This window comes from Pseudomonas sp. B21-054, assembly GCF_026016345.1.
In the GTDB taxonomy this organism is placed as follows: Bacteria; Pseudomonadota; Gammaproteobacteria; order Pseudomonadales; family Pseudomonadaceae; genus Aquipseudomonas.
Genome location: NZ_CP087204.1, coordinates 6,362,341 through 6,384,771, shown reverse-complemented (window position 1 = coordinate 6,384,771; position 22,431 = coordinate 6,362,341). Strand labels below are relative to the sequence as shown.

The 22,431-nt window shown below is 60.9% G+C and carries 17 protein-coding genes; 5 read left to right on the top strand and 12 right to left on the bottom strand.

Going from position 1 to position 22,431, the window contains the following annotated elements; all coding sequences use genetic code 11:
* Positions 1-6 precede the first annotated feature (6 nt).
* Positions 7-291, bottom strand: coding sequence for a fructose-bisphosphate aldolase (locus LOY70_RS27795; RefSeq protein ID WP_265031749.1), 285 nt, complete (start codon positions 289-291; stop codon positions 7-9).
* A gap of 584 nt (positions 292-875) precedes the next feature.
* Here LOY70_RS27795 and LOY70_RS27790 point away from each other — a divergent pair.
* A complete protein-coding gene (locus tag LOY70_RS27790) occupies positions 876-2,111 on the top strand; it encodes a delta-60 repeat domain-containing protein (RefSeq protein ID WP_265031747.1) in 1,236 nt (411 codons plus the stop codon).
* Between the two features lie 811 nt (positions 2,112-2,922).
* On the opposite strand, the gene LOY70_RS27785 is transcribed toward LOY70_RS27790, so the two are convergent.
* From LOY70_RS27785 to LOY70_RS27775, 3 genes are all read right to left on the bottom strand, one after another.
* Positions 2,923-3,591 (bottom strand): polysaccharide lyase family 7 protein, encoded by a 669-nt coding sequence (locus tag LOY70_RS27785; protein ID WP_123416137.1) that lies wholly within the window; start codon positions 3,589-3,591, stop codon positions 2,923-2,925.
* A 331-nt stretch (positions 3,592-3,922) separates the two neighbouring features.
* Positions 3,923-4,591 (bottom strand): polysaccharide lyase family 7 protein, encoded by a 669-nt coding sequence (locus tag LOY70_RS27780; protein ID WP_265031745.1) that lies wholly within the window; start codon positions 4,589-4,591, stop codon positions 3,923-3,925.
* A gap of 279 nt (positions 4,592-4,870) precedes the next feature.
* Positions 4,871-5,536, bottom strand: a complete 666-nt coding sequence (locus tag LOY70_RS27775) for a polysaccharide lyase family 7 protein (protein ID WP_265031743.1) — start codon at positions 5,534-5,536, stop codon at positions 4,871-4,873.
* Between the two features lie 324 nt (positions 5,537-5,860).
* Here LOY70_RS27775 and LOY70_RS27770 point away from each other — a divergent pair, with 324 nt between their 5' ends.
* From LOY70_RS27770 to LOY70_RS27760, 3 genes are read left to right on the top strand one after another with little or no spacing between them, the layout of a single operon-like run.
* On the top strand, positions 5,861-7,984 hold the full coding sequence (locus LOY70_RS27770; RefSeq protein ID WP_265031741.1) for a putative bifunctional diguanylate cyclase/phosphodiesterase: 2,124 nt from the start codon (positions 5,861-5,863) through the stop codon (positions 7,982-7,984).
* Between the two features lie 41 nt (positions 7,985-8,025).
* Positions 8,026-8,529 carry a M48 family metallopeptidase gene (locus tag LOY70_RS27765; RefSeq protein ID WP_123416355.1) on the top strand — a complete coding sequence of 168 codons (504 nt, stop codon included), beginning with the start codon at positions 8,026-8,028 and terminating at the stop codon, positions 8,527-8,529.
* 4 nt (positions 8,530-8,533) lie between these two features.
* Positions 8,534-8,830, top strand: coding sequence for a winged helix-turn-helix domain-containing protein (locus tag LOY70_RS27760; protein WP_265031738.1), 297 nt, complete (start codon positions 8,534-8,536; stop codon positions 8,828-8,830).
* A 98-nt stretch (positions 8,831-8,928) separates the two neighbouring features.
* Here LOY70_RS27760 and LOY70_RS27755 read toward each other — a convergent pair whose 3' ends face one another.
* Positions 8,929-9,381 carry a GNAT family N-acetyltransferase gene (locus LOY70_RS27755; RefSeq protein WP_123416132.1) on the bottom strand — a complete coding sequence of 151 codons (453 nt, stop codon included), beginning with the start codon at positions 9,379-9,381 and terminating at the stop codon, positions 8,929-8,931.
* A gap of 260 nt (positions 9,382-9,641) precedes the next feature.
* Between LOY70_RS27755 and LOY70_RS27750 the strand changes: the two genes are divergently transcribed.
* Positions 9,642-10,379, top strand: a complete 738-nt coding sequence (locus LOY70_RS27750; protein WP_265031735.1) for a substrate-binding periplasmic protein — start codon at positions 9,642-9,644, stop codon at positions 10,377-10,379.
* A gap of 147 nt (positions 10,380-10,526) precedes the next feature.
* Here LOY70_RS27750 and yccS read toward each other — a convergent pair whose 3' ends face one another.
* The 7 genes from yccS to betA all read right to left on the bottom strand — a co-directional run bounded on the left by yccS (position 10,527) and on the right by betA (position 22,400).
* Positions 10,527-12,710, bottom strand: coding sequence for a YccS family putative transporter (yccS, locus tag LOY70_RS27745; RefSeq protein WP_265031734.1), 2,184 nt, complete (start codon positions 12,708-12,710; stop codon positions 10,527-10,529).
* A gap of 220 nt (positions 12,711-12,930) precedes the next feature.
* Positions 12,931-14,109: an NAD(P)/FAD-dependent oxidoreductase gene (locus LOY70_RS27740; RefSeq protein WP_123416129.1), complete on the bottom strand. Its 1,179-nt coding sequence runs from the start codon at positions 14,107-14,109 to the stop codon at positions 12,931-12,933.
* 151 nt (positions 14,110-14,260) lie between these two features.
* On the bottom strand, positions 14,261-15,598 hold the full coding sequence (gene dbpA / locus LOY70_RS27735) for an ATP-dependent RNA helicase DbpA (RefSeq protein ID WP_235195335.1): 1,338 nt from the start codon (positions 15,596-15,598) through the stop codon (positions 14,261-14,263).
* 327 nt (positions 15,599-15,925) lie between these two features.
* Positions 15,926-17,353, bottom strand: a complete 1,428-nt coding sequence (gene mdtD, locus LOY70_RS27730) for a multidrug transporter subunit MdtD (RefSeq protein ID WP_265031730.1) — start codon at positions 17,351-17,353, stop codon at positions 15,926-15,928.
* Positions 17,354-17,546: 193 nt separating this feature from the next.
* Positions 17,547-18,884 (bottom strand): TldD/PmbA family protein, encoded by a 1,338-nt coding sequence (locus LOY70_RS27725; protein ID WP_265031728.1) that lies wholly within the window; start codon positions 18,882-18,884, stop codon positions 17,547-17,549.
* Positions 18,884-20,326, bottom strand: coding sequence for a TldD/PmbA family protein (locus LOY70_RS27720; RefSeq protein ID WP_265031727.1), 1,443 nt, complete (start codon positions 20,324-20,326; stop codon positions 18,884-18,886). The genes LOY70_RS27725 and LOY70_RS27720 overlap by 1 nt, the downstream gene beginning before the upstream one ends.
* Before the next feature lie 370 nt (positions 20,327-20,696).
* The gene (gene betA, locus LOY70_RS27715) at positions 20,697-22,400 is read right to left on the bottom strand and encodes a choline dehydrogenase (RefSeq protein ID WP_265031725.1); all 1,704 of its coding nucleotides are present in this window, start codon (positions 22,398-22,400) and stop codon (positions 20,697-20,699) included.
* Positions 22,401-22,431 lie beyond the last annotated feature (31 nt).

Sequence of the window (22,431 nt, the reverse complement as noted above, 5' to 3'; positions counted from 1 at the left end):
GGAGCTTTATTGCCCTTCGAGCCCGCGCTGTTCAATCACTCCAAAAACATCCGCTACATCCTGGACCATGATCCGGGCGATGTTGGTGATGGTGTTGATGTCGGTCTCGGCTGAATCGCGCGGTGTGGTGCAGGCCATGAGCGTCAGGTAGTCGAGGGTGGCGTGCAGGCGTTCGCTAGCGCAGGCGTGGAGTTCGGTCAGTGGGGCGGTTTTATCGATGAACAGGACCGGGTGGGTGGTGGCGGTTGGGGTAAGCGGGGTGAAGCTGTTGGACGATTGATTTGTCGACATAAGGTTGAAGTCCTCGAAGAAAAAGAAATGCCATGTATTCCTCGATAGGGCTGCGAAACCCTCCGCTAACCAAAGCCAGCAGGTGAACCGAACTATAGAGGGGAATTTTTGACGCAACAACCGACCTGTAGGACGCCCACAACCCCCGGTGGCGAGGGAGCTTGCTCCCGTTCGGTGGCGCAGCCGCCGTAAACCCTGGGTGTGGGGTTGGTCTGACGAAAAGAGGGGGCTGCTTCGCAGTCCAGCGGGGATAAATCCCCTCGCCACAAAGGGGGATTCCTACGAGATTTTCAGAAGCACAGGTTAAGCGTTGTGACCGTCCCCACAGGGTGAACGCGTTCCTCCTGTGGGAGCGAGCCTGCTCGCGGAGTCGGCAGCACATCCAGAATCTATCCAGATGATCCACCGCTTTCGGGAACAGTTTATCTAGCGCCATCCACATATGCTTTTGGAACAGCTTCGTATCCGGGAACAGGTTACATATCTGTCAACTTTGACAGTAGACCCCATTGCAACCGTGAGTAACGCTTAACACTCCGCTCGAAAGGTCATTCAACAGGTTGCAAGCCTAGGAGGATATGGCCATGAACAAGCGTGAACCTTTGCATCCCGGCAGTCCGTATGAAGCCTTCGCTAACCACGGTCTACTGGTTTTTCCGCCCCCAAGCGGTGTCGAGACCGAACGCTTCCCCGGTCCGGCCGTCCAGTTGCCGGATGGAAAGGTTTTCATGGCATTTATGGCTCCAGGCTTGCGGTTGGAACTATGGCGCTTCACGGCGGAGGGGGTGCCCGATCAAGGCTATGGAGATGGTGGTGGTTTGCAAATACTTGATTCGGGTTTCTTCAGTGTCACAGATGTCGCGATTCTGGCGGATGGCAAAGTTTTGCTCTACGGCTTGGACCGGGAGCAGACCGCCGTACGCTTGATGCGTGTCACATCGCAAGGCAAGCTCGATATTGGCTATGGTGACGGTGGCTTTGCCTGGGCACCGATACCCAGCGGCATGGTTACGACCACAAGGATCGCCCTTCTGCCCGATGGCGGGGTGATCGGCTCTGGCCATGGTTCATCATACTCAAGCGGAACATCGTGGCTCATGCGCTTCACTGTCAATGGTGAAATTGATCATTCATTCGGTGAGCAGGGCGTCGTACTTCTGGCACCAGTGGGTCTACGTGGGCCTCTGATTATCATGGAGAGTGAGCACATCCTCGCTACAGGTGTTATTGACGGGGGAAGAGCACTAGTCGCCAAGTACCGGTTCGATGGGAGCCCGGAGCCAACATTCGGAACTGGGGGGTATGTCACTTTTGTGCGTATTGACGAACGCCAATCGGTGCTACATGCCCTCGCGTTGCAGCCCGATGGAAAACTGGTAGTGGTCGGAAGAATTGGCATCGATGGGGTGCACACTACCGATGCTGTTGTTCTGCGCCTCAACAGCGATGGGACCCTGGATGGCACATTCAACGAGGGCCAACCGCTTTTGGCGATAGAGCGGGGCATCGACAGTGGAGAGGCAAGCGCTGTCGCCATTCAAGCAGACGGCAGGATCGTGATAGGCGGACAAACGGCGGGATTAGAAGCGGCGGTACTGTTTCGTTTGGAGAAGAGCGGTTCCGTTGACCACAGCTTCGGCTTGCCAAACTTCGACGCAAGCCCCGGGCACGTGGGCTGGATACACACTCTCGACGGCGGTGTTTTTGAGCGAGTCAGTCGTTTAGCACTGACCTCGGAAGGTCATCTCCTGGTGCTTGGAACCACTCGTTTATACGAAGTGCCATTCGAACGTCAGTACATCTCTAAATATTGGCTCTAGGAGCTGCCGCGGCTATGTAACGATGCGTCCGGATAACTCTCAACGGTTTGTGGTACCGCTTGCTCGCAAGGCGACGTTACAAACGACCCATACTTTTGATCGTATCCGCATCCAATTCAACAACCGAGCTGTAGGACGCCAGCAGCCCCGTAAACATTGGGCATCGGGTAGGTCTGACGAAAAGAAGGGGCCGCTTTGCAGCCCAGCGGGAGCAAGCTCCCTCGCCACGGTGCGAGTTTTCCTACGAGATTTTCAGAAGGGCAGGTGCGCAGTATTTGCTGTCGCTGCGCCTGAGGGAATGGCAGATGCTGTGGTTGATCGGAGGGCAACCGGGAGGGACTGGCCGGCTGTCAGGCCGTCTCGCGAGCAGGCTAGCTCCCACAGTTGGGATCGGGTGCAACCGGTAGAGATTGGTCGGCTGTCAGGCCGCCATCGCGAGCAAGCTCGCTCCCACAATTGGATCGGAGTACGACCGTGAGAGCCAGGCCGGCTGGCAGGCCGCCTCGCGGTGGACGTTGATCTCGGCGCCCCGTTAACCACGCTGGCCGAACGCAGGCATTGCGCAGTGGGCATCCCGGCATGGATGCCGGGATAGCTGCGCTGGGCCATGGATGGCCCTTCGCAGCGGGCCCACGGAGCAATGCCGGAGTGAGGGCATGCCGAGCCTAGGCGAGGCACCGAGTGGTGGGGCAAGAGCGTTTTGCTTACTTTTGCGCTTCTCAAAAGTGAGCCGCTGTAAGAGCGGAACCGTCAGCAGCCGTTACCGCAGAAACGGATATACACACGATATCTCTCTATCGAAAGCACACAATCAAGTGTTGTGATCGATATCCAACTTACTGAACGTCACCTTCCCACCTTCGCTGGTATACCCACTGTTGTCCTGCACATACACGCCAGCCTTGAAATACAACGGCTTGACCCGCCACGTAGAGCTGATAGTGGTGTACCAGCTACGACCCGCCGCAGTAATACCCAAGTCGCCGGTTCGATCAAGGTGAAGCCGGTAACTGAAGGACTGAGAAAGCTTCACGCCGCTGGCCACGGTGATAACCCGACCCTCATCGTCATCGGGGCGCATGCGGACCTTGGCAACGATATCGCCAGTCTTGCCGTCATCCTTGTACTGGTACTCCAGTTTCACCATGGGTTTGCTGCTGTCCTTGGCATGAATCTGCCCAATCACGATCTTGCCGCTACTGGGCACCTGATTGACCACCAGGGTCGCGCTCAATTTATTGTCGGCATCGGGGTACAGCCAGTTGCGCAAGGTGCCGTCTTTATAGGTCTCTCGCAATTCACTGCGGGGGTAAATCGCGTTTTCAGTCTTGGTGCCGGTCACCGGTGACCAGAAATACACCGTGCTGCCTTCGGAATTGAAATATTTATCCCTGAACCCATCCACCAACCGAGGCGTTTCAATGGTTTTCGGCGGGCTGCCCTCGGGGATGCTCAAGTTCCAGGTTGCAAGATCGACCATGCTCGGATCCTTTCTGTACATAAGAAATGATTTACGCCACAGCCGAAGGCTCTAGGACGCGCTTTCACCGACGCCAGGAGGAAGCAGGAACTCACATTTTTCACGTGGATCCGGCGGAGGGTTGACGTCAGCAGACCGTCAGAGTGGCGTTTGCCGCTTTGGTGCCCGAGACAGGCGACCGTTAGTCGGTTAGAGCGGAAATTTTTTGAACGATGGCGATATGGCACTGGCAGCATGCCTTGGACTCGACTGAGCGTGGGGTGCGATTGCCGATGTGTTGGGGTGGGCCACGCAAGCAGCATCCGTGCTGCCATGGCGCCAGGAAAAGCGATCAGATGTTGTGATCAATGTCCAACAGGCTGAACGTCACTTTTCCGCCTTCGGTGGTGTAGCCGGTGTTGTCCTGCACATACACGCCTGCCTTGAAATACAGCGGCTTGACCTTCCAGGACGGGTCGATGGTGGTCCTCCAGTTGTAACCCGCCGCGCTGATGCCCAATGCGCCCTTCGGGCTGAGGTGGATCATGTAGGTAAAGCTGCGGTCGAGCTTCACGCCGGTGGCGATGGTGATGACCTGGCCGGTTTCGTCGTCGGGGCGCAAGCGCACCTTGGCGACGATGTTGCCGGTGGAGCTGTAGGTTTTGTACTGGTACTCCAGCTTCACCATGGGGCTGGTGCTGTCTTTGGTGTGGATCTGACCAATCACGATCTTGCCGCTGCTGGGCACCTGGTTAACGGTGACCGCAGCACGCAGGATGTTGTCCGCCGCCGGGTACAGCCAGTTGCGCAGGGTGCCGTCGCTGTAGGTTTCCCGCAGTTCGCTGCGCGGATAAATCGCATTTGCAGTCTTGGTGCCGGTCACCGGTGCCCAGAAAAACAGCGTGCCGGTGTCGGAGTGGAAGTATTCATCCTTGAACCCTTGGGCCAGCCGAGGTGTTTCGATGGTGGTGGCGGGGGTGCCTTCGGGGATGCTCAAGTTCCAAGTGTTGAGATCGATCATGGTCGGATCCTGCGTAACGGGCGTAAAAGTGCTGAGTACCAAAGCGGGAGGCTCTACTCCGAGCATTTGGAGTGTGTTGATCACGCAGGAAGGCGTTTTTTGAATAACCATCCGGCGGATGTTTGACGTCAATTGTCCGTCGAATAGGTTATTTGCAGCATCTGTGCCTGGGTGGATAACCGTTAGTCGGCAGTTTCGAACTCACCGTGAACTATTGCACATTGATAGGGTCGCCTGGCGGGCAGCACTGCGTTGCCGCCATGGCACCCTGCAAAGCGCCTAGATGTGATCGATATCCAGCAGGCTGAACGTCACGGTCCCGCCTTCGGTGGGATAACCGGTGTTGTCCTGCACGTACACGCCCGCCTTGAAGTACAGCGGCTTGTCGCTCCAAGTGGAACTGATGGGAGAGCTCCACTGGTAGCCAGCGCCATTGATGGTCAGGACGCCGGCGGGGCTGAGATGGATCAGGTAAGAGAAGGATTGATTCAGCTTGATGCCGGTGGCGATGGTGATGACCTGGCCGGTTTCGTCGTCCGGGCGCATGCGCACCTTGGCGACGATGTTGCCGGTGGAGCTGTAGGTTTTGTATTGGTATTCCAGTTTCACCATTGGGCTGGTGCTGTTCTTGGTATGGATCTGACCAATCACGACCTTGCCGGTGCTGGGCACCTGGCTGACGGCCAGGGTGGCAGCCAGTTTGTTGTCCGCCGCCGGGTACAGCCAATTGCGCAAGGTGCCGTCGCTGTAGGTTTCACGAAGTTCACTGCGCGGATAAATAGCATTAGCGGTTGTGGCGCCGGTCACCGGTGCCCAGAAAAAGACCGTGCCGGAGTCGGAGTGGAAATAGGGGTCCTGAAACCCTTGCACGAGTTGGGAGGTTTCGATGGTGGCCGGAGGGCTGCCTTCGGGAATGCTCAGGTTCCAGGTTGAGAGATCGATCATGGTGGGATCCTCTGTCACTCGATGAAAAAGTTGCGCGCCACAAAGCAAGGCTCTAGGCCGGTCTTTTCGGGCGTATTGGGCAAGCGACGGAAGAAACTGCCTGACAGCCGTTCGGCGGACGGCTGACGTCAATTGTCCGTCGAGGTTGGCTGTGCAGCTTTTGTGCCTGAGGTGGGTGACCGTTAGTCGGCTATTTCGGGCTTTGTCTGGATGATGGCGCGATGACACCTACTGCTTTCGGGATTCACGGTCTAGAGTGAGATCACAGTATTTGTCCGCGTTGCTACGTAAAAAACGGACGTGGCGCCCGATAAGAGAAGCAGCATGGAATGCGCGCAACCACCGCTTGGCGAAGACAGCTCTGTCCTTTTGATTGTTGATGATTACCCCGAAAACCTGCTTAGCATGCGAGCGTTGTTGCAGCGTCAGGATTGGAAGGTGATGACCGCGTCCTCGGGTATCGAGGCCCTTAATCTGCTGCTTGAACACGACATCGACTTGGTTCTGCTGGATGTACAGATGCCGGACATGGACGGCTTCGAGGTAGCGCGCTTGATGCGCGGCAGCCAGCGCACGCGGCTTACGCCGATCATTTTCCTGACCGCCAACGAACAATCCCAGGATGCGGTGATCAAGGGCTACGCCAGTGGCGCCGTGGATTACCTGTTCAAGCCTTTCGACCCGCAGATCCTCAAGCCCAAGGTCCAGGCGTTGCTGGAACACCAACGCAATCGCCGGGCCCTGCAGCGCCTGAGCCAGGATCTGGAGGCGGCCAGGGCGTTCAACGCCTCGGTGCTGGACAACGCCGCCGAAGGGATCCTGGTGGTGGATGAGAGCGGCTGTATCCGCTTCGCCAATCCGTCTACGTGCCGTTTGCTCAACGCCACCGTCGAGCAGTTACAGGGCATGCCATTCCTGGACTTCCTGCAGAAGCCTCATATCCCCGAATGGATCGGTTCCGATATCCACACTGCTTATGGCCGTGGCGAAACCTGGCGTTTGCACGATGCTGTCCTGCGCACCGCGCCTGGGCAGCAGGTGTCGGTGGCCTTGTCCTGTGCGCCGCTGCCCGCCGAGCAGAAGGCGATGGTGGTGACACTCCAGGACATGTCGGTGGTTCGCCACTTGCACCAGCAACTCGAGTTCCAGGCAGTCACTGACCCGCTGACCGGTTTGCTCAACCGCAGAGGGTTTTATCAGACGGCGGAAAACCTGTTGATGCGCAGCGAGCGGTCGGAAAGCAACTGGGTGTTGCTATACCTGGATCTGGACGGCTTCAAGCGCGTCAATGACTCGCTGGGCCATGACGCTGGTGACCGGGTATTGCGTTGGGTGTCGGAACAATTGAAGGCGTGCCTGCGCCCGTTCGACATTCTGGCGCGGCTCGGCGGGGACGAGTTCACGGCCCTGCTGGACCTGGAGCTCCCGGAGCACGCGGCCAAGATCGCGGAAAAACTCATCGAACGGGTCTCGATCTGTCAGCAGATCGAAGGCATGGACGTGACACTGGGGGCCAGTATCGGCATCGCCACCTACCCCGATTGCGGGTCCAATCTCGACGGCTTGCTGCGCGCGTCGGACATTGCCATGTACGAAGCCAAGCGCGCCGGCCGCCAGCAATACCGTTTTTATGACCACGAAATGAACGGTCGAGCCCGTTCAAGGCTGATGCTCGAGGAAAGCGTGCGCTCGGCCATCGAGAACCGTGACTTCAACATGGTCTATCAGCCTCAAGTGTCCATCGCCGACGGACGGATTCGTGGCTTCGAAGCGCTGTTGCGCTGGCAACACCCGAGCGTCGGCGATGTTCCGCCGGGGCTGTTCCTGCCGTTGCTGGAGGAGGCGCGGTTGATCAGTCGGCTGGGCAGTTGGATTTATCATCGCAGCGCAGCCCAGCGCAAAGTCTGGGAGCGGATGTTCGCTGATGACCTGGTGTTGGGGGTGAGTCTGAGCAGCACCCAGTTCGGCATGCCGAACCTGGTGACCGAGTTGCGCCAAGTCCTCGATCGCCATGCCTTGAAGCCCCGACAACTGGAGGTGGAGGTGACCGAGGACGCGCTGATGCGCAACCCCGACGACACCCATAAGCAACTGCGGCTGCTGCGGCATCTCGGCGTGCGGGTGGCGCTGGATGACTTCGGTTCGGGGCCGTGCTCGCTGACGCATCTGCGCGACCTTGAGCTCGATACCCTCAAGCTCGACCGGCACCTGATCGCCCGTTTGCCGGACTCGCCCCGGGACGCGGCACTGGCCGCTTCGGTGATCGATTTGTGTCGACAGTTGGGCTTGCGGGTGATCGCCGAAGGGGTCGAGACGCCGGAGCAATACCTGTGGCTCAAGGCCCATGGCTGCGAGTATGTGCAAGGCTTCCTTGTGGCGCGACCGCTGATGGCCGAAGACACCGATACCTTTGCCAAGCCTTTTGACTGGAGCGCGGTGCAGGCCTGAATTCGCTACACTGGCGGCCTTTTGTGACTGTGTTGCCACCGATGACTGCGCTCAAATACCTCCAGGCCTATCCCGCCGCCCTGCAAGCACAAGTGCAGCAATTGATTGCCCAGGATCGGCTGGGCGATTACCTGCACCAGCGCTATCCCGACCGGCATGCGGTCCAGAGCGACAAGGCCTTGTACGGTTATGCGCTGGAGCTCAAGCAGCAATACCTGCGTAACGCGCCGGCCATCGATAAGGTGCTGTTCGACAACCGTCTCGACTTGACCCACCGCGCCCTCGGCCTGCACACCGCCGTCTCACGGGTGCAGGGCGGCAAGCTCAAGGCCAAGAAGGAAATCCGCATCGCGTCGTTGTTCAAGGACGCGGCGCCTGAATTCCTGAAAATGATCGTGGTGCATGAGTTGGCCCACTTCAAGGAGTCGGACCACAACAAGGCGTTCTACCAGCTCTGCGAGCACATGCTGCCGGGGTATCACCAGTTGGAGTTCGACTTGCGGGTGTACCTGACCTGGCGTGACCTGCAACAAAACAAGGAATGACCGGATGGACGTCAGCAAGACCAAAAGCAGCTTCTATCGCCGTTTGTACGTGGCCTACCTGATCGACAGCGGCGTGGCCAGCAACATCCCCGCGCTCACCGACGTCACCGGCATGCCGCGGCGTACCGCCCAGGACACCGTTGCGGCGTTGGCGGACCTGGATATTGTGTGTGAGTTCGAACAGGAAGAAGGCGCCCGCAACCACGCCGGGCGTTATCGGATTCGCGATTGGGGAGCGATCGATCGGCGCTGGATCGAGGGGAATTTGCAGCGGATCAAGGCGGTGCTTGAGTATCCCTGAATGTAAGGGGTGTTTGGACTGGCCCTATCGCGAGCAAGCTCGCTCCCGCATTTGGAATGCGTATCCCTGTGGGAGCGAGCTTGCTCGCGATGGCGGCCTCAGGGGCGGTGCATTCCAATGTGTGGAATCCCATCCTCCAGATACTCCACCCCCACCGGTTCAAACCCATACCGCCCGTAATACCCCTGCAAATGCGCCTGGGCCGACAATGAGATCGACGTACCTGGCCAGTGCTTCTCGGCGTGCTTGAGTCCCTGTTCCATCAGTTGATGACCCAATCCCTTGCCCCGTGCTTCTGGCGCGATGATCACGCGCCCGATCACCACGTCACTGTTTTGCGAATGCGGATCGAGCAGGCGCAGATAGGCCACCAAGTGATTGCCTTGCCACGCCATCAAGTGACAGGTGTCGCCTTCCAGGTCCAGGCCGTCGACGTCCGGGTAGGCGCAATTCTGCTCGACGACGAACACTTCGGCACGCAACTTGAGGATGGCATACAGCTGTTCCTTGCTCAGGTCACTGTGGTGTTTGCAGACCCAATCGATATCCATTTTTTTGAATTTCCTTAAGAACCTGATGCCGATATTAAGCGCGCTGTCTTCGGAAGTCTCTGGCTCGATCCAGCAAAAAATCTGTGACAAAGACCAAAATGCCATCATTCCTTTGTCGCGGCGTTGTCTTCTTTGTGTAATCTTCGATCCAAGGCTGCGCAGCGGTCTCAATGAGCTAACGTTAGGAGCGGATATCCGAGGATATCCTTGGGATTTCGGCAAAAAACAAACCGGGTCTGAACCCGCCAAGGATGTTTGGCATGCCGCGATTGCATCGAGCTCTTGCTTTGATCGGGTTGCTGTTGCTGAGTCACAACGCCTGCGCACAGAGGTTGCGGTTGGTCGCCGATGCTTGGCCACCCTTCACTGATTCGACGTTGATCAACGGTGGCCTGGCGACCGATATCGTCAGCACGGCCCTGGCGCGGGCCGGTTATGCCACTGATTTCGAACAGGTGCCCTGGGCCCGGGCGATGCTGGGCATCGGTGAGGGCCGCTATGACGTGCTGATCAACGCCTGGTACAGCGAAGAGCGCACCCATATAGGCCAGTTCTCGGCGCAATACCTGCTCAACCGGGTGCGCTTCATCAAGCGCAAGGACGCCCCGATCGACTTCGACAATCTGCAACAACTGTATGCCTACCCCATCGCCGTGGTTCGCGGCTACGCCTACTCCAAGGCATTCGATGAAGACCAGCACGTGCAGAAAGTCCCTGTGCATAACTTCGCGATGGCCGTGCGCATGTTGGCGGCCGAGCGCGTGAAGTTGACCCTGGAAGACGAATACGTCGCCCGTTATTACCTGGCCCGCGAATCCGCCAAGGTGCGTAATGCCGTGGAGTTTTTGCCCAAGCCCTTGAGTGAAAACAGCCTGCATATCCTGGTCAGCCTGAAAAATCCGGAGCATGAGCAGATCGTGGCGGGGTTTGACCGGGAGATTGCGGCGATGAAGGCGGATGGGAGTTATGCGCGGTTACTGAAGCAACATGGGATGTGAGCTTAGGGTTGTGGTGTCAGTACTGGCCTCATCGCGAGCAAGCTCGCTCCCACAGTGGATCGCTGGTGTGCACAGACTTTGTGTTACAGCAGGGTTAATGTGGGAGCGAGCTTGCTCGCGATGAGGCGAGCATGAACACCACAACCCTCAAACCTCGCCCGTGTCCTTGATCAAATGCGCCGCCAAGGTCCGCAAGGGCCCCAGCTGACGACAGATCAACCCCAATTGCGTCTGGACCAACCGCTGCCCTTCGTCAATGTCATCGGGCATCTGCTCAAGCTCGTTGGCCAGGGTCTCTTCCTCGTCACTTTGAATCACAATCGGTGTTTTGCTCGCCAGGCCTTGGGCGATTTCGTCGATGCTCGCCGCCAGTTTCACCCCCGCGCCGTCGATCAGTTGCTCGCGCATGTCCGCCGGCAGTTCGGTGCCCCGGTGGGCGCCCAGGCCCGACAGGTAACTGAGCAGGGTGTGGGACAGCACCAGGAAACGGAACCCCACATCGGCTTCCTTACGGAAATGCCCAGGCTCCATCAGCATGTTGGCCAAGGTGGTGGACAGGGCGGCATCGGCGTTGTGGGCGTTGCGTCGGGCCAGGCGATAGGCCAGGTCGTCACTTTTGCCGGCGGCGTATTGCTGCATGATCTGGCGCAGGTAGATGCTGTTGCAGGTCAGTGTGTTGGCCAGCACTTTGTTCAGCCGCCGGCCCTGCCAGTCCGGCAGGAACAGGAACACCGCCAGCCCGGCGATCAGGCTGCCGAGCAGGGTATCGAATAGCCGCGGCAGCAACAGCCCGTAGCCGTCGCCCACCTGGTTGAAGCAGAACAGCACCATGACGGTGATCGCCGCCGTCGCCAAGGTGTAGCGGGTCGTACGGTTGGTAAAGAACACCACCCCGGCGGCAATGGCGAAGCACGATTGCACCAGCGGGTTGGGGAATAGATCGAACAGCGCCCAGGCCACGGTCAGGCCGATGGCGGTACCGATGATCCGCTGGCCGAGCTTGCGGCGGGTGGCACCGTAGTTGGGTTGGCAAACGAACAGCGTGGTGAGGATGATCCAGTAACCTTGAGACGGGTGGATCATATGCACCACGGCGTAGCCCACGCTCAAGGCCAGGGGCAGTCGCAGGGCATGGCGGAACAGCAGCGAGGTGGGCGTGAGCTGTGTGCGCAGGCGCAACCAGACGTCCTTGAGGTTGCGCGGCGAGCGGTCCAGCAGGCTGCTGTCGGTGGCGTCGGCCAGGGCGTCGGGGTTGCTCGCATCGCTGAGCAGGCGGTCCATGGTGCCCAGGTTCGCCGCCAGCGCCCGCAACGAACGCAGCAAACCGCGCCAGGCCGGGTTGCTCTGGATGCGCAGGTGTTCCAGCGACGCATGCAGATCGTCGAGGGCTTCAGCGAAGGTGTGGTCGTAGACGAACGGTTGGCGCAGTTGGATCGACTCGGCCAGCGCTTGGCAGGCCTTGCCTTGCTGGCGTAGCAGGCGTTGGCAGCGGAACAGCACGTCGCTGTGGAAGAACGCCTCGGCCAGTGCGTTGTAGGGGTAATGGGAGGAACTGGCGCGCTCGTGGATGTCCTGGGCGAGGAAATACAACTTCAGGTAGCGGCTGACTTTCGAGCCCGGCCGGCCATTGCCCACGCGGTGCAGGATGATTTCCTTCGCGCTGTTGAGCGCCGCGACCACCCGGCCGTTCTGTTGGGCCAGTTCCAGGCGACGGGCTTCGACGTCCAGCTGGCGGATCGGCTCCAGGAGCGACGATTTGAGTTTCAGGTAGCGTCCCAACTCGCGAAACAGCCGCGCCAGGCTTTGCTGCACCGGTTGATTGGAAAACAGCGCCTGCCACAGCACCGAGAGCAGGCCGTACCACGTAGCGCCGGCCACCAGCAGCAGAGGCTCGTGCCAGAAGTCGTTAACCGCGCCGCCGCGCTGGTCCACGCCGATCATGGTGTAGACCGACAGAATCAACGTGGCCGAGGCTATCGCGCCATAGCGTTCACCTAGGGCACCGAGCATGGTCAGGCCGAAGCTCGCCAGGGCCAGGGCGATGATGAACAGGATTGGGTAGGGGAACAGCAACTCCACCGACAGTGCCGCGACGGTGAAGCACACCAGGGTCACGGCCAGCGCAGTGAGGCGGCCCTGCCAACTGTCGTCGGTCTCGGCCAGGGCGCTGGCGATGATGCCCAGGAACAGGGGAATCAGCAGTGCCATCTCATCCAGGTACCAGCACAGCGCCATGCTGCCGGTCAGGGCGATGAACACCCGCACGCTATAACTGAACTTATCCAACGCCCAAAGGCGACGCAGAGACTGGCTAAACGAAGTCGATGACATGTAGTGCACGGGCCTGACGGGCAATGACGCTAAATTGAGGCAGTAATGACGCCGACGCAATGGCGGCGATCACATCTGACAGCAAAAAGTATTCCGGGATGCACCGCCGACCTACTGTGGGAGCGGGCTTGCTCGCGAATACGGTGTGTCAGTCAGCATCGAATTGATTGACTCACCGCATTCGCGAGCAAGCCCGCTCCCACATTCGATGTGTGTTGTGTCAGACGTACTGCGCAGCCGCATAACCCGAAGCCCAGGCCCACTGGAAGTTGAACCCGCCCAGGTGTCCGGTGACGTCCAGCACTTCGCCGATGAAATACAGGCCGGGGCTTTTCAGCGATTCCATGGTTTTGGACGAGACTTCCCGGGTGTCGACGCCGCCGAGGGTGACTTCGGCGGTGCGGTAGCCTTCGGTGCCAGCCGGAACGACATTCCAGCTCGCCAGTTTCTCGGCGATGTCCGCCAGCTCCGCGTGGGTGTATTGCTTCATGGGTTTGGAGACGAACCAGGTATCGGCCAGCAGGTTAGCCATTTTCTTGGTGAACAGCTCGCCCAGCAGGGTTTTCAGTTCGCTGTTGGGGCGTTCGGCCTGTTGCTGTTGCAGCCATTGCGGCACGTCGTGGTCTGGCAGCAGGTTGATCTGCACCGTGTCCCCGGGTTCCCAGAACGAGGAAATCTGCAGGATCGCCGGGCCGCTCAGGCCGCGGTGGGTGAACAGGATGTTCTCGCGAAAGCTCTGGTCGTTGCAGCTCACCAGGCAATCCACCGAGGTGCCCGACAGCTCGGTGCACAGCGCCTTGAGCTGATCGGTGATGGTGAACGGCACCAGGCCGGCGCGGGTCGGCAACAACTCATGTCCAAACTGTTTCGCCACTTGATAGCCGAAACCGGTCGCCCCCAGGGTCGGGATCGACAGTCCGCCCGTAGCGATCACCAAGGACTGGCAGGCGATGGCGTCGAGGGTGGTTTGCAGCAGGTAGCCGCCGGCGGTTTTTTCGATCTGGGTGATCGAGGTGTCCAGGTGCAGGCTGACGCCGGCTTGCTCGCATTCATCCAGCAGCAGGTCGAGGATGTCGCTGGACTTGTTATCACAGAACAACTGGCCGAGTTTTTTCTCGTGATAGGGCACGCCGTGCTTGGCCACCAGGGCAATGAAATCCCATTGGGTGTAGCGGGCCAGGGCCGATTTGCAGAAGTGCGGGTTTTGCGAGAGAAAATTGCCTGGCTCGGTGTACATGTTGGTGAAATTGCAGCGCCCACCGCCGGACATGAGGATTTTCTTGCCGGCCTTGTTGGCGTGGTCCAGCAACAGCACCTGCCGCCCGCGCGCGGCGGCGGTCAGCGCGCACATCAACCCCGCGGCGCCAGCGCCAATGATCACGACTTCGGTAGAGCGCAAAACGGTGTCCTCTCAACTTTCTCGCATACTGAATGTGGGAGCGAGCTTGCTCGCGATGGCGGCGTGTCAGACAGCATCAATGCCGCTGATCCACCGCTATCGCGAGCAAGCTCGCTCCCACAGTTTGATCTCTGTTGGGTTGCAGATCGCTTTACAGGATCCGCACCCGCAACGAGCGGCCCTTGATCTTGCCGTCGTTCAGGCGTTGCAGCGCCTGCTTGGCGATGCCGCGCTCCACGGCCACGTAGGCCTGGAAGTCGAAGATCGCGATCTTGCCGACCTGGGCACCGGGGATGCCGGCGTCGCCGGTCAGGGCGCCGAGGATGTCGCCGGGGCGGACTTTGTCCTTGCGCCCGGCACCGATACACAGGGTGCTCATGACCGGCAGCAGCGGAGCGCCGCCCTGGGACTTGAGGTTGTCCAGTTGATCCCAGCTCAGCGGTGACTTCTGCAGTTGCTCTATGGCCTGGGCGCGGTGGGCTTCGGACGGCGCTACCAGGCTGATGGCGATGCCTTTTTCCCCGGCCCGGCCAGTACGACCAACGCGGTGGATATGAATTTCCGAGTCCCGGGCCAGCTCGACGTTGATCACCATGTCCAGGGCGTCGATGTCCAGGCCGCGGGCCGCGACGTCGGTGGCCACCAGCACCGAGGTGCTGCGGTTGGCGAACATGGCCAGCACTTGGTCGCGGTCACGCTGTTCCAGGTCGCCGTGCAGGCCGACGGCGGAAATGCCTTTGGACGTCAGGTGATCGACGGTTTCCTGGACTTGTTGCTTGGTGAAGCAGAACGCCACGCAGGAGGCCGGACGGAAATGCGCCAGCACCTTGACCACCGCGTCCATGCGCTCCTCGGGGGAGATCTCATAGAAGCGCTGCTCGATCTGCGCGTCGGAGTGAAACGCCTCGGCCTTCACTTGCTGCGGGTTGCGCATGAATTTGGACGACAGTTGCTTGATGCCCACCGGGTACGTGGCCGAGAACAGCAGCGTCTGGCGGCGTTCCGGGGTCTGCTGGATGATGTCTTCGATGGCGTCGTAGAAGCCCATGTCGAGCATGCGGTCGGCTTCGTCGAGGATCAGCGTGTTGAGGCCGTCGAGCACCAGCGAGCCCTTGCGCAGGTGCTGCTGGATACGCCCGGGCGTGCCGACGATGATGTGGGCGCCGTGTTCAAGGGAGGCGATCTGCGGGCCGAAGGACACGCCACCGCACAGGGTCAGGACCTTGATGTTGTCTTCGGCGCGGGCCAGGCGGCGGATTTCCTTGGCCACCTGGTCGGCCAGTTCGCGGGTCGGGCACATTACCAGCGCCTGGCAACCGAAGAAGCGCGGGTTGATCGGGTTCAGCAGGCCGATGCCAAAAGCCGCGGTCTTGCCGCTGCCGGTCTTGGCCTGGGCGATCAGGTCCATGCCCTTGAGAATCACCGGCAAGCTCTGCGCCTGGATCGGCGTCATCTGGGCATAACCGAGTGATTCGAGGTTAGCCAGCATGGCGGCGGACAGCGGCAAAGTATTAAAAGCGGTGGCAATGGTGGTCACGGGACTGGCCTGCAAAACAAAATGTCGCGCAGTGTAGCAGCCTCGTGCCACTTTCTTCGAAAGTTCTGGACGAGCTGTGGTGCTCTCAGACGATCAAAACTGTGCTGAGGTGATTGTCTGTGGCGAGGGGATTTATCCCCGTTGGGCTGCGAAGCAGCCCCCCGATCTTTCAGCTCGGTGAGCCAGGCTGATCGTGTTCAACCTTTTTGGGGTTGCTTCGCAACCCAGCGGGGATAAATCCCCTCGCCACAAAAGCTCACCGAACCACTCAAACCCGGCTTAATGCTCGATATGCTCATCCGGCCGCTTGACGCGCCGCCCATCCTGCTTCGACAGCTGGGAAAAAATCGTCGCCGCCAGCATCGCCATGATCCCTACCGTCACGAATGTCAGCTGGAACGCGCCCAGCACCGTGTCCACCCCGTCGTTGCCCACCTGGGCGGTAAAGCCGCCGAGCAAGGCGCCGGCGCAGGCCACGCCGAGGCTCAGGGACAGTTGTGCCACCACCGACAGCAGGCTGTTGCCGCTGCTGGCGCTGGCGTCGTCCAGGTCGATCAGGGTCACGGTGTTCATCGCGGTGAATTGCAGCGAGTTGATCGCTCCCAACACCGCCAGTTGCGCCAGCAGCAGCCAATACGGCGTCTGTTCGCTGACCAGGCCCATGCTCGCCAGCATCACGCCCAGGGCCACGGTATTGCCGGTCAGGACGATGCGATAGCCCAGGCGTTCGATCAGTGGCCGGGCCAGGGATTTGGCAACCATGGCCGCCGCCGCCAGGGGCAGCATGCTCATCCCGGCTTGGGACGGCGAGTAACCCAGGGCCACTTGCAGCAGCAACGGCACCAGGAACGGCAGGGCGCCGCTGCCCAAGCGCGCGAACAGGTTGCCAAGGATGCCCACGGCGAAGGTCCGGGTCTTGAACAGCGACGGCGGGAACAGCGCGTTCTCGACGTGGCCGGCCCGCAGCCAATAGGCCGCCAGGCAGGCCATGCCGCCGAACAGCAACAGCATCACCCGCAGGTGCGGCAGGTGCAATTCGCCCAGGCCCTCCATGGCAATGGTGATCAGCACCATCGCCGCGCCGAACAGCAGGAACCCCAGGCCATCGAACCGGGTACGCTCGCTGCCGCGCAGGTCGGGGATGAACTTCCACACCGCATAACAACCGATCATGCCCACCGGCAGGTTGATGATGAAAATCCAGTGCCAGGTCAGGTACTCCACCATCCAGCCGCCCATGGTCGGGCCGATCAGCGGGCCCAGCAAGCCGGGAATGGTGATGAAGCCCATGATCCGCACCAGCTCCGAGCGCGGATAGGCCCGCAGCACCACCAGCCTGCCCACCGGCAACATCAGCGCACCGCCCAGGCCCTGGATGACCCGGGCGCCGATCAGCATGCTCAACGAACTGGACAGGGCGCACAGCAGCGAGCCGATGCTGAACAGCAGGATCGCGCCGAAGAAAATCTTCTTGGTGCCGAAGCGGTCGGCGATCCAGCCCGAGGCCGGGATCAGCAGCGCCACGGTGAGCATGTAGGCGATGATCACGCCCTGCATGCGCAGCGGGTTTTCCGCCAGGTCGCGGGCCATGGCGGGCAGGGCGGTGTTGAGGATGGTGCCGTCCAGGGACTGCATGAAGAAGGCGATTGCCACGACCCACGGAAGCCAGCGGGCGGTGACGGCGTCGAGTGGTGCGCGGTTGGGCATGGGACCTCTTGTATGGCGTGTTGATCAGGAACAGGTGCCGCTGTTGTGGCGAGGGGATTTATCCCCGCTGGGCTGCGAAGCAGCCCCAGAACTGTCGCCTCGGTGAGTCAGGCAGAACGCATTTACCCTTTGGGGGTCGCTTCGCAACCCAGCGGGGATAAATCCCCTCGCCACAGGTCCTGTGTTTGGTTGGTTACAGCGTCAAGGTCAACCGCTTCACCAGCGCCCCCGGTAATAGCATCGAGGCCGTGGCCCGCTGGCTGTAGGTGCTGGCCGAGAGCAGAAGTTCCCGCTCCCGGGTCAGGCTTTCGAGTTGTGAGCCAAGCAGGCTGTAGACACTGTCGTCGAAACGCATGGTGTTGACCGGTGCCACAATCTGGCCGTTTTCGACCCAGAACGTGGCAAAGCGGGTCATGCCGGTCAGGCGTGCGGCCGGCTGGTCCGAATAGTTCAGGTACCAGAGGTTGCTGATGTACAGCCCGGTGCCGAGGGCGTCGAGGATGTGCTTGTGCTCCAGCAGGCCCTCCTGCATGACCAGCGCCGTGGGGTATTCATAGCTGCTGGCGCCGTTGGCGGTGAGGCCGTACTCGGCAGCGCTGCGGGAGTTGACCAGTCGCGCATTGGCCGTGCCCTTGGCGATCAGCGCCAGGTCATCGCGGGGATAACCTTCGTCGGAAAACGCCGGGCTCAAGGAGCCGCTGACCTGCTCCGTCAGCCACACGCTGGGGCTGAAGTGGGCTTCGCCAGCGTAGAACTTCTGCAGCGGGCTTTGCTTGCTGGCGATTGCACGGGCCGAGAACCCGCCCCAACTGAGCATGCCCATGATCTCTTCCAGCGCGGCAGGCGCCAGGTAGGCGCGGTATTCGCCGGGCGGCAGCGTACGCAGCGGGCGGCCGAGAAATTCCAGTTGCTCGCGGGCCTGTTCGAAGCGTTGAGCGAACCCTTCACTGCTCCATTCATGCCCGGCGTAACTGGCTTTCACGGCCTGGCCGTTTTCATGGAACAGGCTGAAATCGAAGTTGAAGCTGTTGGCCTGATGCCAGCCGAACGCCCCCGAAGAACTGGCAAAGCCACGGCTGATGGGCCCGGCGGCGTAGAACCCCACCAGGTCCAGGCCTTCGGCGGCACGGGTGATTTCGGCCACGACCTGCTCGGTGTCCGGCAGCGGATGGTCCTGTACGTTGTGGCTCTGCCAGTGGTTGTGATTGAGCAGCAGGTATGGATCGCGGGGCAGCAACGGCAAGGTTTCGCGCAGCTGTTGCAGGCCTTCGGCCAGACGTTGCAGGTCCGTCTCGGTGTCGCCGGACAAGGTGATCTGCAGATCCGCATGGCGGCCGTCGTCGATCAGTTTGAAACTGACATTGGCCTGTTGCACCTGCCCGGCCTGGCGGACCTTGCCATGGTTGAAGCGCACGAAGGCCGAGGACTCGGCGGCATAGCCGAGGGTGAACTGTTCAGGCTCATGCAACGCATTGCGCAGCCAGTCGACCAACGCCTTGAACGCCTCGGCCTGATTATTGACAGTGCTCATCAGGCATCTCCCCCAAACACATCAACGTTGCTGAACACGCAGGCCGGCGAGGCATGGCCGACGCGAATGACCTGGTTCGGTTCGCCCTTGCCACAGTTCGGCGTGCCCAGGACCTGGAAGGTGCTGGCATCGCCCACGGCGCGCAGGCTTTTCCAGAATTGCGCGGAAATGCCCCGGTAGTTGGGGTTTTTCACCACGCCCTTGAGTTCGCCGTTTTCGATCAACTGGCCCCACTCGCAGCCGAACTGGAATTTGTTGCGGGCATCGTCGATGGACCAGGAGCGGTTGGTGCGCATCAGCACGCCGTGCTCGATGCCCTGGATCAGTTGCTCCAGGGGCTGGTCGCCGGCCTCGATGTTCAGGTTCGCCATGCGGTCGATGGGCGGGCGGTTCCAACCGCAGGCGCGGCTGTTGGCGACACCGTCCAGGCCAGCGCGAAACTGCGACAGTGCACCGCCCAGTGGACGCAGCAGCCGACCTTCACGAATCAGGAATTGTTTACTGGCGGCCGTACCGTCGTCGTCATGGCTGTAGCTCGCCAGTTCTTCGGGAATATTCGGATCGAACGTCACGTTCAACAGGTTGGAGCCGTATTGCAGGTGTCCGAAGTCGCTGGTCTTGACGAAGCTGGTGCCGGCGTAATTGCGTTCGTCCCCCAGGATGCGGTCCAGCTCCAGCGGATGGCCGATGGACTCGTGGATCTGCAGCATCATCTGGTCGGGCATCAGCAGCAGGTCGCGGGGGCCTTGCGGGGTGTTCGGTGCCATCAGCAATTGCAGGGCCTGGTCGGCGATCTTCGGCCCGGCGCCGATCAGGCCGCAGCGGCTGATCACATCGAAGCCACCTTGCTGGCCGAAGTTTTCCCGGCCCAGGGTGCGGGTCTGGCTGTCGTGGCCGTCGAAGGCGGTGACCTCCAGGGACGGGTAGATAAAGCGCTGGGCCTGGCGCAGTTCAGCGCCGGCGCTGTTGAGGTAGATCTGTTCGATCTGGGTCAGGCCGATGCTGACTTGCCAATTCACCAGGCGTTCGTCCTGGGGCACCGCGGCCGACTCGGCACCGAGCAACTGGTAGCAATCGCTCAGGGAGGGGAAGGCCTGGTCGAAATGGGGCGAGCAGTAATCGGCGCGGTCGCTGGACACCGGTTGCTCGCGCAAGTCGAGCAGGGCATGGGGCTTGAGCCGGCGGGCTTGTTGCTCGGCCCGCTCCAGCGCCGCTTGCAGGCCGGCCTGGGACAGATCGTTGGTGGCGGCATACGCCTCGACGCCATTGACCCGCGCGGTGAGCATCGCGCCTTCATCACGGCCCAGGCTGGGCGGTTCGGCGACATTCTTGCGCACCGACAAATGCTGGCCGGACTCGCGCACATAACGCACGGAAAAGAATTCAGCGCCCGTGCGCAAGGCAGCAAAACGCTGCTTGAGCTGGGGGTAGAAGTCGAACATGGAACCTCCTTGTCTGGAGCGAGGGTGCGGCGCATTGCGGTGATTTGACGCGGCGGCTCTAGATTAGGCCTGGGGTGGGGGTGGGATCAAGGTAGAAGGGAATACTGAGGAGTCAGGGCGGACGCTATCGCGAGCAAGCTCGCTCCCACATTGGCTCTTCGGCGAGCACAAGGTCTGTGCCGGCCTCCGTGCTCTTTGTGGGAGCGGGCTTGCCCGCGAAGACGGCGGTACATCCGACATTGATGCAAGCTGACCCACCGCTTTCGCGAGCAAGCTCGCTCCCACATTGGCTCTTCGGCGAGCACAAGGTCTGTGCCGGCCTCCGTGCTCTTTGTGGGAGCGAGCTTGCTCGCGATGGCGGTCCTGAGCCTTACTGAGCCATTGGCCCCACTTCCCGCATCGGCTTGCCGCGCACCGGCGCGTCGCCGGCCACGAAATACGGGGCGGTGCTGCGTGGCAGGGGCTTGCGGCCGCGGATCTTGTCGGCGATTTTCTCGGCGATCATGATCGTCGGCGCGTTCAGGTTGCCGGTGGTGATGATTGGCATGATCGAGGCATCCACCACGCGCAGGCCCTGCATGCCATGCACGCGACCTTCGCCATCCACCACCGCCATGTCGTCGCTGCCCATCTTGCACGAGCAGGACGGGTGGAACGCGGTTTCGGCGTGTTCGCGGATGAACTGGTCCAGCTGCTCGTCCGTCTGCACCTCGATACCCGGGCTGATTTCGCGACCACGGAACGGGTCGAGGGCCGGCTGTTGCATGATCTCGCGGGTCAAGCGGATGCCATCGCGGAATTCCTGCCAGTCTTGCTCGGTCGCCATGTAGTTGAACAGGATGCTCGGGTACTGGCGTGGATCCTTGGACTTGGCCTGGATCCGGCCACGGCTTGGCGAACGCATGGAGCCCATGTGTGCCTGGAAACCGTGCTCCTTCACACCGTTGCTGCCGTTGTAGTTAATCGCCACCGGTAGGAAGTGATATTGGATGTTCGGCCAATCGAATTCCGGGCGGGTGCGGATGAAACCGCCGGCTTCGAACTGGTTGCTGGCGCCGATGCCGGTGCCGTTGAACAGCCATTCGGCACCGATGGCCGGCTGGTTGTACCAGAGCAGCGACGGGTACAGCGAAACCGGTTGGGTGCAGGCGTATTGCAGGTACAGCTCAAGGTGATCCTGCAGGTTTTCACCGACGCCCGGCAGGTCGTGGACCACCGGAATGTCGAGGCTCTCCAGCAATTTGGCCGGACCCACGCCGGAGCGTTGCAGGATCTGTGGCGAGGCGATGGCGCCGGAGCACAGCAGCACTTCCTTGCGTGCCCGGGCTTCCACGCGCTCTTCGGCAGCGCCCACCAGGTAACGCACACCGACGGCGCGCTTGCCTTCGAACACGATCTTGTCGGTCAGGGCGTGGGTGACGATGGTCAGGGTCGAGCGCTTCTTGGCGATATCCAGGTACCCGCGCGCGGTGCTGGCGCGGCGGCCGTTGGGCGTGACGGTGCGGTCCATCGGGCCGAAGCCTTCCTGCTGGTAGCCGTTGAGGTCTTCGGTACGCGGGTAACCGGCCTGCACACCGGCCTCGACCATGGCGTGGAACAGCGGGTTGTTGCCGGGCTTGGGCGTGGTCACGCTGACCGGGCCGTCACCACCGTGGTAATCGTTCGGGCCGATGTCCCGGGTTTCGGCTTTGCGGAAATACGGCAGGCAGTCCAGGTAGGCCCAGTCTTCCAAACCGGGCAGCTTGGCCCAATTGTCGTAATCCAGGGCGTTGCCGCGGATGTAGCACATGCCGTTGATCAGCGAAGAACCGCCCAGGCCCTTGCCGCGACCGCACTCCATGCGGCGGCCGTTCATGTGCGGCTCCGGGTCGGTCTCATAGGCCCAGTTATAGCGCCGGCCTTGCAGCGGGAATGCCAGGGCGGCAGGCATTTGCGTGCGAAAGTCCAGGCGATAGTCCGGGCCGCCGGCTTCGAGCAGCAGGACGGTGACGCCTTCGTCTTCGGTCAGGCGGGTGGCCAGGGTGTTACCGGCCGAGCCGGCACCGATGATGATGTAGTCGAATACGTGGGACATGAAATGCACCCTCTTTTTGAATTGGGTTCAG